15 protein-coding genes are annotated in these 13,087 nt (G+C 54.6%); all 15 read left to right on the top strand.

Features of this window, described 5'->3' with window-relative positions:
* Nucleotides 1–77 precede the first annotated feature (77 nt).
* The 15 genes from murC to BUB44_RS08700 all read left to right on the top strand — a co-directional run bounded on the left by murC (nucleotide 78) and on the right by BUB44_RS08700 (nucleotide 12,988).
* The gene (murC, locus tag BUB44_RS08765) at nucleotides 78–1,460 is read left to right on the top strand and encodes a UDP-N-acetylmuramate--L-alanine ligase (protein WP_073165277.1); all 1,383 of its coding nucleotides are present in this window, start codon (nucleotides 78–80) and stop codon (nucleotides 1,458–1,460) included.
* A complete protein-coding gene (gene murB / locus BUB44_RS08760; protein ID WP_073165274.1) occupies nucleotides 1,457–2,368 on the top strand; it encodes a UDP-N-acetylmuramate dehydrogenase in 912 nt (303 codons plus the stop codon). Before murC ends, murB begins: the two co-directional genes overlap by 4 nt.
* 14 nt (nucleotides 2,369–2,382) lie before the next feature.
* Nucleotides 2,383–3,639 (top strand): UDP-N-acetylglucosamine 1-carboxyvinyltransferase, encoded by a 1,257-nt coding sequence (murA, locus tag BUB44_RS08755; RefSeq protein ID WP_073165272.1) that lies wholly within the window; start codon nucleotides 2,383–2,385, stop codon nucleotides 3,637–3,639.
* Nucleotides 3,640–3,844: 205 nt separating this feature from the next.
* Complete coding sequence (locus tag BUB44_RS08750; protein WP_073165269.1) at nucleotides 3,845–4,555, top strand: cell division protein FtsQ/DivIB; 711 nt, start codon at nucleotides 3,845–3,847, stop codon at nucleotides 4,553–4,555.
* A 27-nt stretch (nucleotides 4,556–4,582) separates the two neighbouring features.
* On the top strand, nucleotides 4,583–5,293 hold the full coding sequence (locus BUB44_RS08745) for a DUF881 domain-containing protein (RefSeq protein WP_375167396.1): 711 nt from the start codon (nucleotides 4,583–4,585) through the stop codon (nucleotides 5,291–5,293).
* Entirely contained in the window at nucleotides 5,290–6,009 is a 720-nt protein-coding gene (locus BUB44_RS08740) for a DUF881 domain-containing protein (RefSeq protein WP_073165266.1), read from the top strand. Before BUB44_RS08745 ends, BUB44_RS08740 begins: the two co-directional genes overlap by 4 nt.
* A 5-nt stretch (nucleotides 6,010–6,014) precedes the next feature.
* Entirely contained in the window at nucleotides 6,015–6,362 is a 348-nt protein-coding gene (locus BUB44_RS08735) for a small basic family protein (RefSeq protein WP_073165263.1), read from the top strand.
* Between the two features lie 77 nt (nucleotides 6,363–6,439).
* Nucleotides 6,440–7,657 carry a cell division protein FtsA gene (gene ftsA, locus BUB44_RS08730; RefSeq protein ID WP_073165260.1) on the top strand — a complete coding sequence of 406 codons (1,218 nt, stop codon included), beginning with the start codon at nucleotides 6,440–6,442 and terminating at the stop codon, nucleotides 7,655–7,657.
* A 33-nt stretch (nucleotides 7,658–7,690) separates the two neighbouring features.
* A complete protein-coding gene (gene ftsZ / locus BUB44_RS08725; RefSeq protein ID WP_073165257.1) occupies nucleotides 7,691–8,743 on the top strand; it encodes a cell division protein FtsZ in 1,053 nt (350 codons plus the stop codon).
* A gap of 93 nt (nucleotides 8,744–8,836) precedes the next feature.
* Nucleotides 8,837–8,974 carry a hypothetical protein gene (locus BUB44_RS15390; protein WP_162164751.1) on the top strand — a complete coding sequence of 46 codons (138 nt, stop codon included), beginning with the start codon at nucleotides 8,837–8,839 and terminating at the stop codon, nucleotides 8,972–8,974.
* Between the two features lie 135 nt (nucleotides 8,975–9,109).
* Nucleotides 9,110–10,045 carry a sigma-E processing peptidase SpoIIGA gene (spoIIGA, locus tag BUB44_RS08720; protein ID WP_073165254.1) on the top strand — a complete coding sequence of 312 codons (936 nt, stop codon included), beginning with the start codon at nucleotides 9,110–9,112 and terminating at the stop codon, nucleotides 10,043–10,045.
* A 34-nt stretch (nucleotides 10,046–10,079) separates the two neighbouring features.
* A complete protein-coding gene (gene sigE, locus BUB44_RS08715; RefSeq protein WP_051617891.1) occupies nucleotides 10,080–10,811 on the top strand; it encodes an RNA polymerase sporulation sigma factor SigE in 732 nt (243 codons plus the stop codon).
* 118 nt (nucleotides 10,812–10,929) lie between these two features.
* Nucleotides 10,930–11,703: an RNA polymerase sporulation sigma factor SigG gene (sigG, locus tag BUB44_RS08710; RefSeq protein WP_073165251.1), complete on the top strand. Its 774-nt coding sequence runs from the start codon at nucleotides 10,930–10,932 to the stop codon at nucleotides 11,701–11,703.
* Nucleotides 11,704–11,819: 116 nt separating this feature from the next.
* The gene (gene spoIIR, locus BUB44_RS08705) at nucleotides 11,820–12,608 is read left to right on the top strand and encodes a stage II sporulation protein R (protein WP_073165248.1); all 789 of its coding nucleotides are present in this window, start codon (nucleotides 11,820–11,822) and stop codon (nucleotides 12,606–12,608) included.
* Nucleotides 12,609–12,691: 83 nt separating this feature from the next.
* The gene (locus BUB44_RS08700; protein WP_073165246.1) at nucleotides 12,692–12,988 is read left to right on the top strand and encodes a YlmC/YmxH family sporulation protein; all 297 of its coding nucleotides are present in this window, start codon (nucleotides 12,692–12,694) and stop codon (nucleotides 12,986–12,988) included.
* Nucleotides 12,989–13,087 lie beyond the last annotated feature (99 nt).

Raw genomic sequence — 13,087 nt, 5'->3', positions numbered from 1 at the left:
TCAGGCATAGTATGATGGTGTATCGCGAAGCTTTATCTACGGCCAGGAGCTGTGACCCGGAAAGGAGATGAAAGTCATTGCAGGCACTACCCCGGCGGGTACATTTTATTGGTATTGGTGGAGCTGGCATGAGCGGCCTGGCCAGCATCCTTCTCGATTTGGGCTATGAGATCAGCGGTTCGGATCTTTCTTCCACGGATATCACCCGCAGGCTGGAGTCACGGGGAGCCGTTTGCCACGTGGGCCATGCTTCCCGGAACCTGGATACCTCGCAGCTGGTGGTTATTTCTTCAGCGATCAAACCGGATAACCCCGAATTGCTGGCCGCCCGGGAAAAAGGCATACCGGTTATACACCGGGGAGACCTGCTGGCCTGGTTGATGCAGCGGCAAAAGGGTATTGCCGTGGCAGGAGCCCACGGTAAGACCACCACCACTTCCATGCTGGCCCTGGTGCTGGAAAGAAGCGGGTTTGACCCGACTATCGTTATCGGAGGTGAATTGAACGATATTGGTGGAAACGCCAAGCTGGGCCGGGGGGAATACCTGGTGGCCGAAGCTGATGAAAGTGACGGTTCGTTTTTAAAGTTGCAACCGCTGGCCGCAATCATAACCAATATTGAAGATGATCACCTGGATCATTACGGCTCGGTGGAAGAGATAAAAAAAGCCTTCCGGCAGTTCATGCATAAAGTGCCGGAGCACGGTCTGGTCGTTGCCTGTATTGATGATCCCAACGTACGGGAAACAATCCGGGATCTGGAGCGCCCCCTGATAACCTACGGCAGCGAGGGGTCCGGTGCCAGTTATACCCTGCGCCAGCTATCTCTGGATAGCAGAGGCAGCCGCGGGGATGTATATTATGAAGGCCGGTTCCTGGGTACCCTGGAACTTTACGTTCCCGGAAGGCATAATATGCTCAATGCCCTGGCCGTGGTGGCAGCCGCTCGCTGGCTGGGCCTGGATTTCAACCTGATAGCTTCCATTCTCAGGGAGTTCCGGGGCGCCAGGAGAAGGTTTGAGCTGCTGGGGGAGGTGGGGGGTATACGGGTGGTGGATGATTACGCCCACCATCCCAGCGAGATCAGGGCCACCCTGCAGGCCGCCCGCCAGACGGAGCCCGGGCGCCTGGTGGTGGTATTCCAGCCCCACCGCTATACCAGGACGCTTTTGTTAAAAGAACAATTTGGCAGGTCCTTTGCCGATGCCGACCTGGTGATAGTAAATGAAATATACAGTGCCGGAGAAACACCTATTGAAGGGGTCAATGCCCAGTTAATTGTCCAGGCTATAAAAAATTACGGCCGCCCGCCTGTGGTTTACCTGCCCACCAGAGAACAGGTGGTCAATTACCTGGTCGCTGAGGCCCGCCCCGGTGATTTAATTTTGACCATGGGAGCAGGTAATATCTGGCTTTGCGGGCTGGACCTGCTGAAAAGGTTGAGGGAGAAAACAGCATGATTTCACCAGCCGGCTATAAAGAATTGAACGCCCTTTTACCCGGACAGGTCAAGGTTTTCGAGCCCATGGCCCGCCATACTACCTGGCGTATCGGCGGGCCGGCGGATATCTTTGTGGAACCGGCGGGGGTTAAGGAGCTGGCCCGCCTGGTAAGCTGGGTGCACCACCGCGGTCTACCCCTCTATTTTATCGGGAATGGTTCCAACCTGCTGGTAAAGGATGGCGGCATCCGGGGCGTGGTGGTAAAAATTGGCCGTGCCCTCGGCAGGGTACAGGTTTGTGAAACAACCATCACCGCAGGGGCGGGGGCCATGCTGGGCGTGCTGGCTTCCGCCGCTCAAAAGAACGGTGTGGGCGGCCTGGAATTCGCCACCGGTATTCCGGGAACGGCCGGCGGGGCGGTGGTGATGAATGCCGGTGCCAACGGTTCTTCCATGGCCGACCTGGTGCGGGAAGTTATGGTGATGAACCCGTCCGGCGATCTGGAGCGGAAGAAGGCCCATGAATTAAATTTCGGTTACCGTACCAGCAATTTGCTGGGCGGCTCGCTGGTGGTTGTGGAAGTGACCTGCCGGGGCATTTCCCGGGATCCGCAACGGATCCGGGCGGATATGGAGGAGTATCTTGCCCGCCGCCAGGCCACTCAACCCCTGTCCTACCCCAGTGCCGGCAGCGTTTTTAAGAATCCTCCCGGGAAGTCAGCAGGCTGGTTAATTGAGCAGGCCGGGTGCAAGGGCATGCGCCAGGGTGACGCTCAGGTATCCACGGTCCACGCCAACTTTATCGTTAATCTGGGGAGGGCTACCGCCCGGGATGTGCAGGCCCTGATTCACCGGGTCCAGCAGCTGGTCTACAAGCGCTTCGGGATATCTTTAGCTCTTGAGGTACAGGTTCTCGGTGAGGATTGAGCGGGGGTGACAGCATGGAGAGATTTTTCATTACGGGCGGTAATCCCCTGCAGGGTAGCGTGCGGGTCAGCGGGAGTAAGAATGCCACCCTGCCTATACTGGCCGCCTGCCTCCTGCACGGGGCACCGGATATCATCCGGCAGGCACCGGCGTTGAAGGACGTGGAAACCATGTGCGATGTCCTGGAATACCTCGGGGCCAGGGTAAAAAAAGAGGGGGACTCCATTACCGTTGATACCACGCACATCCATTCCGTGGAAGTGGGAGAAGAATTAATGCGCCGGATGCGGGCGTCCAACCTGGTGCTGGGCCCCCTCCTGGGACGCTTCCACCGGGTCAGGATTTCCCACCCCGGCGGGTGCAATATCGGCTCCCGGCCCATGAACCTCCACTTAAAGGGACTCCGGGCCCTGGGTGCCAGGATCGAGGAGAAATTTGGCTATATTAATGTTGTGGCAGACCGGCTGGAGGGGGCGAAAATCCACCTGGATGTTCCCAGTGTGGGCGCTACCGAAAATATTATGATGGCTGCCGTGCTGGCCAGGGGTACGACCGTCATCCGGAATGCGGCCAGGGAACCGGAGATCGTTGACCTGCAAAATTTTTTAAACCGCATGGGGGCACGCATCAAGGGGGCGGGGACGGATGTAATTCGCATTGAAGGGGTTGAACATCTTGAATCCGTGGAACATACGGTCATTCCCGACCGCATTGAAGCCGGAACGCACCTTGTTGCTGCCGCCATTACCGGTGGTGAGGTAACGGTAACCAACGTTATTCCCGAACACCTCGAAGCCGTGCTGGCTAAATTAAAGGAAATGGGTTTCCAGGTGGAAGTGGGTGATGATTGGATCCACCTGAATGCCCGGGACATGCGGCCGCGGCCGGTAGATATAAAAACACTGCCCTATCCCGGTTTCCCCACCGATATGCAGCCCCAGATGATGGCCCTGGCCTGCCTGGCGGAAGGAACCAGCGTGATTACCGAAACAATTTTTGAGAACCGCTTTAAACATGTAAGTGAGCTCCTGCGCATGGGTGCCGACATAAAAGTGGAAGGGCAGGCGGCCATTGTCAGGGGGGTAAAGAAGCTGACCGGAGCGCCGGTTATGGCTACGGATTTGCGGGCAGGTGCCGCGCTGGTCCTGGCCGCCTTTGCCGCAGAAAACGGTTCTGTGATTGAGGGTGTGGAACATATCGACAGGGGCTATGAAAAAATAGAACAGAAATATACCGCCCTGGGAGCCAGGATAATCAGGGTATCTGATTAACTTGCTTTTTTTAGCTTTTTAATGGACAAGCTTTTCCGGTTGTTATAAGATTTTGGTATAATAATCCGGGAACGGAAAATCACGATAAAAAGCAGCCCTTAAAATTTAACAGCTGGAGCTATCCGGAAAGGTACTAAGGAAGTGCCGGGTATCCGCGGGCATCAATTCAGCCGGTTCCGGGGCAAAATATTAGGAGTGGTGGGCCTTGAGCATTCCGCGGTATACCGGAAGATTTCTTGCGGAAAGGATTTTCTTTGCCTTACTGATTCTTCTGGCCGCTTTTATCCTTCTGGGTTCACCCCTGTTTGAGGTTCGCGAGATAGAAGTTACCGGTAACAGAGTTGTGCCGGAGGAAAAAATTTTAGAGCTTGCCGGAATAAATACGGGAATAAATATTTTCAAGGTCAATTTAAAAGAAGCGGAATCCCGTATTCTTATCATGCCGCTCATTAAAAACGCCAGCCTGGTCCGTAAATTCCCCTCCCGCATTGTTATCCGGGTTGAGGAAAGAAAAGCACTGGCTTTGCTGCCTGTAAAAGATGGCTTTATACAGGTTGACGGGGAAGGGGTATGCCTGAAAGAAAGCGGCGTGGGCGGTTCCCTTCCGGTGGTGACGGGGGTGGCGGTACCGGACCCCGCTCCGGGTGACGTAATCCGGGACGCAAAACTTGCCACGGCTTTAAAGGTGCTCGGCCAGCTTCCCGGCTCCCTGTACAGCAAGCTCTCGGAAATACATATCACTGCCGGTGGGCAGGTGGTGCTCTATACCCTGGAGGGAATTGAGTGCCGCCTGGGCGCTCCAGCAGATATCCGGAAGAAGGCAGGAATTATTCTTCAGGTGCTGGAGCAGGTTAAGGGGCGGCAGATAGCCTACATAGATCTTACGGGCGTTCCTGTGGTTAAATACCTGGAATAGGGCAAATGGGGGCACGGTTTTGTGAAAATGAGGGGATTTCACTGGGCGCTGATCCTGGTGGGGCTTGTTATGGGTTTAATGCTGGCGGTACAGTTTCGTTTGACCAGGGATATTCAGGAAACCCCACCGGTTAAGCAGGCACAGAACCTGGCCGCTCAGGTTAACCAGGCCAGGAAAGAACGGGATGAACTCCAGCGGCAGGTAACCGAGCTGCGGGCACACCTGGATGAGGTAACGGCCGGACCCCGCCTGGACGCGCTGAAGGAGGAGCTGAACCGGGTGCGCATTGCTGCCGGGCTGGTAGAGGTCAGCGGACCCGGGGTGATGATAACTTTAAATGATAGCAACCAGGTTATCCAGCCGGGACAAAATCCCAACCTTTATGTCCTGCATGATGAGGATGTGCTGAAAATTATCAATGAATTGAAGGCTGCCGGAGCAGAAGCCATATCCATTAACGGCCAGCGTATGCTGGCAACCAGCGAAATACGCTGTATCGGCCCCACCATCCTGACCAACCGCAACCAGCGTTTGACCCCTCCTTTTGTCATCTCCGCCATTGGGAATCCTGATAATTTAGTTAACTCCCTCCTCATGCGGGGTGGAGTTGTGGAACAGCTGCGCTTCTGGGGCATTCAGGTGGAAGTTAAAAAAGTGGCCCAGCTTACGGTGCCTGCCTATACGGGGGGAGTGCGTTTTGATTTTGCCCGCCCGCTGGAGGGTGGTGAAAAGCAATGAAACTACCGGCAAAATTACCTGCTTACCTGTCCCTCGCACTGGTGGCGGTGGTTCTGGGTATACTGATTGCGTTCCAGTTCCGGGTTACCAGGCATATTGAACAGGGCGTCCCGGCCGGGCGGGCGCAGGAACTGGCTCTGGAACTGCGCCAGCTGGAAAAAGACAAGAGCAAGCTTAAAGCCGAGGCCAGTGACCTGAACCTCAAGCTGGACCGGGCTACCCGTGGCCAGGCCGAGGCGGAGAAAGCCCTTGAAGATGAGCTGGCCAAGGCCAGGCTGCTGGCCGGACTGGTTCCCGTAACCGGTCCCGGCATTGAGGTAACCCTGGACAACCCTCCCCAGCAACCTGATGGAAAGGGGCCGGCCAGCCTTTATACCATCCGGGACGAGGATCTCCTGCGGGTGATCAATGAACTGCGGGGTGCAGGGGCGGAGGCCCTGTCCATAAACGGCCAGCGCATCGTAGCCCAAACGGAAATCCGCTGGGCGGCCCCTTTTATCAATGTCAACCTGACGAGGGTAGTACCCCCGTATCATATACTGGCCATTGGTGAACCGGAGAACCTGAAAAGCGCCCTGGAAATACCCGGCGGGCTGGTGGAGTACCTGCGGGATCTGGGGGTTCAGGTAAGCATCCGGCCCTATGAACGGCTTACCCTGCCGGGTTATACCCGGCCGATGGAATTTCGCTATGCCAAACCAGTATTAAAAGGGTGAGAAATATGTGGTTGGGCATCTGGCTGGCCGTTGCCGGCCTGGTTTTAGGTGTGCTGCTGGGGCTCAACATTCCCCTGGTACTGCCCCAGGTTTATGCCAAGTACCTTTCCGTGGCCGCCCTGGCCGCCCTGGATTCGGTTTTCGGCGGGATCCGGGCGGCTATGGAGGATCAATTTGACAATACCGTTTTTATTTCCGGTTTTTTCAGCAATGCCCTCCTGGCTGCCGTCCTGGCTTTTATCGGGGAGCGCCTGGGGATTGATCTCTACCTGGCTGCTGTGGTAGCCTTCGGGGTGCGTTTATTCCAGAACCTGGCCATTATCCGGCGTCACCTGTTTAAAAAAATAAAATAAAAGCTGGCTTTTAGAGGGAAAAAAGTACCGGTGTAGAATTTTACATTTTTAGTAACTGTTTGAGGGGGGTGCCCCGCTTGACTGCAAGGGGCTTTATGGCCGGCCTGGATGTGGGGACATCCAGCGTGGTGGCGGTGGTAACCCGGGTTGCCGATCCGGAACGGGTAGCTGGAATGGGCTGGTGCCCGTCCCTGGGGATGCGTAAAGGCATCGTGGTGGATATGGAAGGCGCAGCTCAGGCTATCAGGCGGGCTGTGGAAATGGCCCGGGAAGCGGCCGGGTGCAGGATCGGTACTGTAAGCGTGGGGTTTTCCGGCCATGGTGTAAATATACTCACCAGGCATGCCGATATAACTATTGGAAATAATAAAAAAATTACTGCCGGTGATATATCCACCCTGATGCAGTTAATCAGGCAGGTGGAGATACCTGCTGGAAGGCGGGTTTTACAGGTAATTCCGGTGGAGTTCAAGGTTGATGGCCTTCCTGTGAGGGGCAACCCCGCCGGCCGTACTGGTTCGCGATTATCCCTGGAAGCACGGGTGATAACTGCAGATAGTCAGATGGTTGAGCAGCTGGTTACGTCGGTGGAAAGCGCAGGTTTGCGGGTTAAGGAGGTTGTGGTAAACTCACTGGTACTGGCCCGGGAGGTTTTAACCACCGTGGAAAGGGAACTGGGTGCGGTGCTGGTGGATTTTGGTGGCGGGACAACTGCTGTCACTTTCTGCAAGGGCGGCGCCCCCGTGGATTTATGCGTTATTCCTGTGGGTGGGGAACACATTACCAGTGACGTGGCCATTGGTGTGCGAACATCCCTGGAAGCAGCGGAACGAATGAAAAAGGAAATTGGTCTTTTGCCCCAGGAAGCGAAGTGGGTGGAATTACCAACCATGGATGGCCGGGCCTCCCGGCGGGCCAGCCTTGCTCTCGTGAGGCAAATAATCGAGTCCAGGGTACTGGAGATCCTTGATTTGATTAAGCAGAGCATTTACAGGCTCGCCCCGGGGGAAGCTCTGCCGGGTGGAGTGGTATTCACCGGGGGTGGTTCCCTGTTAAAAGGGTTGCCGGACCTGGCTTCCCGGATTTTACAGTTACCTGTGCGGGTAATAACAGAAGGACCGGAACTCCAGGCTGCCCGCCTTCTGGCCAGGCGTGCTGCGGTGGAAGCAGCCGGCCAGGGAGAGCAAAAGCTGGCGGTGGCGGCCGGGGATTTCCGGCTGGGTGCAAGGGGTGTAAAACAAATCTTTGAGTATATACGCCGGGGTTATCCCCGTGGCAGCGGTTTGGAGAGCTAATCTTGTTTTCAGGAATTCTAGAGGGGGATTGTCATGCTCGATTTTGAACTCGAGAACAACCAGCTTGCCAATATTAAAGTAATTGGAGTGGGAGGAGCAGGTAACAACGCTGTCAACCGGATGATCATGGCCGGCCTGCGGGGAGTGGAGTTTATTGCCGTCAATACCGATGCCCAGGCTCTCCAGCTGGCCCAGACGAGCAATAAAATTCAAATTGGGGCCAAGTTAACCAAAGGGCTGGGTGCCGGTGCGAACCCGGAGATCGGGCAGAAAGCCGCTGAAGAAAGCCGGGATGAAATTATCCAGGCTTTAAAAGGAGCGGATATGGTTTTTGTCACTGCCGGTATGGGAGGGGGAACCGGCACCGGAGCGGCACCGGTGGTGGCTGAGGTGGCCAAAGAACTGGGTGCCCTGACCGTAGGTGTGGTCACCAAGCCCTTTACCTTCGAGGGCAGGAAGCGGATGAACCAGGCGGAGATGGGTATTCAAAACCTGAAGGGGAAAGTGGACACCCTGATTACCATTCCCAACGACCGCCTGCTGCAGGTTATAGATAAGCACACCTCCATTGTGGAAGCCTTTCGCATAGCGGACGATGTCCTGCGCCAGGGGGTACAGGGTATTTCGGACCTGATTGCCGTTCCCGGCCTGATTAACCTGGATTTTGCCGACGTAAAAACGATTATGAAGGATACCGGGTCCGCCCTCATGGGCATAGGGCTGGCCAGCGGGGAGAACCGGGCCACGGAAGCCGCCCGGATGGCCATTTCCAGCCCCCTGCTGGAAACATCCATTGAAGGGGCGCGGGGAGTGCTGCTGAATATAACCGGAGGGACATCACTGGGTCTTTTTGAGGTCAATGAGGCGGCTGAGATTATCTCCCAGGCTGCCGATCCCGAGGCCAACATAATTTTTGGTGCTGTAATCGATGAACGTATGGAAGACGAGGTGCGGGTGACGGTTATAGCCACCGGCTTTGACCAAAAGGTGGTTAAAAAAGAGAGGCCCAGGGATGAGCTGGAGATTAAACCCTTTACCAACCACGATGATCTTGATATCCCCGCCTTCCTGCGCCGGCGCGGTTAAGCGCTATTTTGCCGGTAGTTTTTGAAAAAGCCTGTCTTGATGACATGGCTTTTTATTTTTTGTGCACACTAAGCACAGAAGGAGGGAATGAACTTGGAACACCCGGAGCATGAAAAAACTGTGGAGGTTAAGGGAAATCGCAAGGAGGACTTGAACCGCATCAGGGGTACCCAGCTTCTGGTTGATCCCGAAAGAGGGCCTGAAAACAAGAAAAAAAGGGGAACCCGGTAAACATGGAATGACATTTATTACCAGTCTGGTGGTGTATAATTAACCCAGGCTTTTCTTTTGGCCTGTGGAAATGCTGGATTAATAAGGTTGTCATAGAGTACCGCGGGCGGTCATATAAATGGTAGAGGGCTGTGCATGGCCGTTGTGGGAGTGGGCTGGATGACCGGCTACGTTGTTTATGTGGATCAGGTCCTGGCGGGCAACTTGCTCCTCAACTATATTTTATTGTGGACTGCCGGGCGGCTGTCACAGGTAAGGACAAGTATATTTCGCCTGGTTTTATCCAGTGCTCTGGGCAGCTTATACACATTGTTCTTTTTTCTTCCGGGTTACAACCAGTTATTCAGTTTACCTTTTAAATTGTTCTTTTCTTCCATCATGGTTTTAGGAGCCTTTGCCCCCCTTCCCCTGAAGAGATTGCTCGCCTGTATGCTGTTTTTTTACCTCTCCTCCTTTGCCCTGGGGGGGCTCTGGCTGGGAATTATATATTTCCTTTATTCCAGCTGTGGGTTTACCCCCGCCGTCAACCAGACCCTGAATATTATCCAGCGGTATTTCTGGCCCGGCCTTTTACTGGCGGTTGCGGCTCTGGTAGGTGGGGGACGTGTGCTGGCTTTAATCATGCACCGGCGGCTGGAACAGCAGGGATACATGGTGAAACTGGCAGTGGAAATGGCTGGCCGGCGGGTGGAAGTGCAGGGCCTGGTGGATACGGGCAACAGTTTGCAGGACCCCCTTACCGGTTACCCGGTGATTGTCGTGGAATACAGCGCTCTGCTGCCCGCCCTGCCCCCATCCCTGCAGCAGGTTATTGAAAGGTGGGGGGATTACGGCGACCCCTCCCTGCTGGTAGCCCTGGCCGGTACCGGCTGGGCGTCCCGCATCTGTTTAATTCCTTTCCGCTCTGTGGGCCGGGAGCAGGGAATGATGGTGGGCATTCGCCCGGACCGGGTGGAAATTTACCGGCGGGACGGCCGGGCCCGCATCCAGCAGGTAGTGATAGGCATTTACAGGCATGCACTGGGAAGTTATCAAGCGCTGGTGCCCCCGGCACTGGCCGGGGCGGCCTGAGGTATAGAGGTCAGATTGAGGTGGGGGTGGAAATATGTCTTTGCCGCCAATTGTACAGTTGAAATGGCATTGCCGCCTGTTTTTGATCAGGTTGACAACCTGGCTGGGCTGGCGCCGCGAAGTATTTTATGTGGGCAGCAGTGAGGCGCTTCCACCACCCCTTTCCAACGATGAGGAATCTTTTTTGATCAACAAGCTGGAGGCCGGGGATACCGCTGTACGTACCGTGCTCATCGAACGCAACCTCCGCCTGGTGGTGTACATAGCCCGCAAGTTTGAAAATACGGGTGTGGGTATAGAGGACCTGGTTTCCATAGGAACCATCGGGTTGATAAAGGCGGTGAACACTTTCGACCCGGCCAAGAAGATTAAACTGGCCACCTATGCTTCCCGCTGTATTGAAAACGAAATTCTCATGTACCTGCGGCGCAACAATAAAACCAGGGCTGAAGTGTCTTTTGACGAACCTTTAAACATTGACTGGGAGGGCAACGAGTTGCTGCTCTCCGATGTCCTGGGTACGGAGAACGATATTATTTATAAATATATTGAGGATGAAATAGATAAAAAGCTCCTGTACATGGCGCTGAACAAATTGAGCGGCCGCGAACGCAAGATTATGGAGCTGCGGTTTGGTCTGAATAACGGGGTGGAAAAAACCCAGAAAGAAGTGGCCGATATGCTCGGTATTTCCCAGTCCTATATATCGCGGCTGGAGAAGAGAATAATCAAGCGGTTGAAAAAAGAGATGCACCGGCTGGAATAAGATTCCGTTGTTCCCGGCAAGCCGGGTTTTTTTATTTATGTATAAGAGCAGGTAGCCGGGGTAATAATGAGGTTATGGCCAAGCGCAAAAAAATTTGAAAAGAGGTGGGCGGTCTTCCATGCTGCTGAACAAGGTAGAGATCAGTGGTGTGAACACCTCCAGGTTACCCCTGCTGACGGGGGCCCAGATGCGCCAGTTGTTCGAAGCAATGCACAATGGAGACCGGGAAGCCCGAACCCAGTTGATAAATGGCAACCTGCGCCTGGTACTTTCGGTAATCCAGCGCTTTACCAACCGCGGTGAATATGTGGACGACCTCTTTCAGGTGGGTTGCATCGGATTGATGAAGGCCATTGATAATTTCGACCTCTCCCAGAATGTCAAGTTTTCCACCTATGCAGTTCCCATGATTATTGGTGAAATCCGCCGTTATTTAAGGGATAATAACTCCATTCGCGTGAGCCGCTCTTTACGGGATATCGCCTATAAAGCCCTGCAGGTAAGGGATAACCTGGTCAACAAATATTCCCGCGAACCCTCGATTAATGAAATTGCCGGGGAGCTGAAGTTGCCCCGGGAAGAGATAGTTTTTGCCCTGGACGCCATCCAGGAGCCCATCTCCCTTTTTGAGCCCATATATCATGACGGAGGGGACCCCATTTTTGTCATGGACCAGATTAAAGATGAAAAGAACCACGATCAGAACTGGCTGGAGGGTATTGCCATAAGGGATGCCCTGGGGAGATTGAGCGAGCGGGAAAAATTAATTCTCACCCTCCGTTTTTATGAAGGTAAAACCCAGATGGAAGTGGCCGAAGAAATTGGCATTTCCCAGGCCCAGGTTTCCCGCCTGGAGAAAGCTGCCCTGAATAATATGCGCAAGTATTTATAGGTTCTGTCGTTCCTTTTTCATTTCCCCCTTTTGACAGCAACGTTTAAAGTGTCGAAATACGGGTAAAACTAGGATTAGAACAAACATTTGCAGATTGAATAATGGGGGAACAAGGAATGTTTTCACTAAAGCGGATCGGATTCTGGGTTTTACTGATGTGTATTTTACTGGCCGGGTGGGGCTGGTACCGGCAGGTTGTGGATTATCCCTACCGCCCCGATCATCTGATCCGCTTCCATGTTATGGCCAACAGCAATTCACCTGCCGATCAGGCTTTAAAATTGCGGGTCCGTGATGTTCTTGTGCAGGCCATGACCCCTTATTTCCAGCAGGCTGGCAGTGTGGAAGAAGCCAGGGCCATTGCCCGGGATAAGCTGGATTATATGGAGCAACTGGCCAGGCAAACCATTCGCGAGTCCGGTGCGGATTATCCCGTTGCCGTATCGCTGGGGCGTTATCATTTTCCAGCCCGGACCTATCATGTGGCCGGTGCCGGACCGGGGGCAATTCACGACCTGATCCTGCCCGCCGGTGAGTATGAAGCGGTGCGGGTGGTTATCGGTAAGGGTGCGGGTGCCAACTGGTGGTGCGTGCTGTTCCCTCCCCTTTGTTTTGTGGATGTTCAGGATAACCGGCAGGAGCCGGAAGTAACCCGCGAACCGGCCGGGGATAAAAAGGATTTAACCCCGCCGGAGGAAGGTGCTGCCGGAAAGGCGGAACCGGCTTTTAAGTGGTCCGGGCCGCCCGCCGTGGCCACCCTGGCCCCTCCCCGTGAAGCCAGCCGGGATGAAGGTGCTGTTTTGAAAGTAAATTCCCCCGATGGTACTACCGTGGAATTTCGCTTCCGCATCCTTGATTTCCTTGCCGGTACGCGTAGCTGGCTGGATCATCTCTTCCATGTTTAGGCTGCTGTGAACAATTTTTCAGCGCGTGCCCGGTTCAACCTGCCCGCCCGGTGGCATATAATATGCCAGGGGGTGCAGGGAAGGTGGTAAAGGTATCGGATCTGCGCATGCGGGAAGTGATCAATATTGCCGACGGGCGCCGCATGGGGCCAATTAAGGATATCGACATTGACCTGGAGCAGGGGCGGGTCAGCGCCATCGTTCTCCCCGGCCAGAGCAGCCGTTTTCTGGGTTTGTTCGGCCGGGAGGAGGAAATTATAGTTCCCTGGCATAAAATAAAAAAAATCGGCCTGGACGTAATCCTGATCGACCTGCGGGATATTACGGAAGTAAGGCCAGATAACAGTTCTGCGGGTAACGGGAAGGAAAGGTTTTTCTAAGGGCCCGCCGGCCGGTGATGTTTTCCCCTGGAAGGGGAGACAAGCATTCCGGATAAGGGAAAAATATGAAAAGGGTGCCTCCGGGGAACAGAGAAGGAG

It is taken from the genome of Desulfofundulus australicus DSM 11792, from assembly GCF_900129285.1.
Lineage (GTDB): Bacteria > Bacillota > Desulfotomaculia > Desulfotomaculales > Desulfovirgulaceae > Desulfofundulus > Desulfofundulus australicus.
This window is presented reverse-complemented; position numbering and strand designations above follow the sequence as displayed.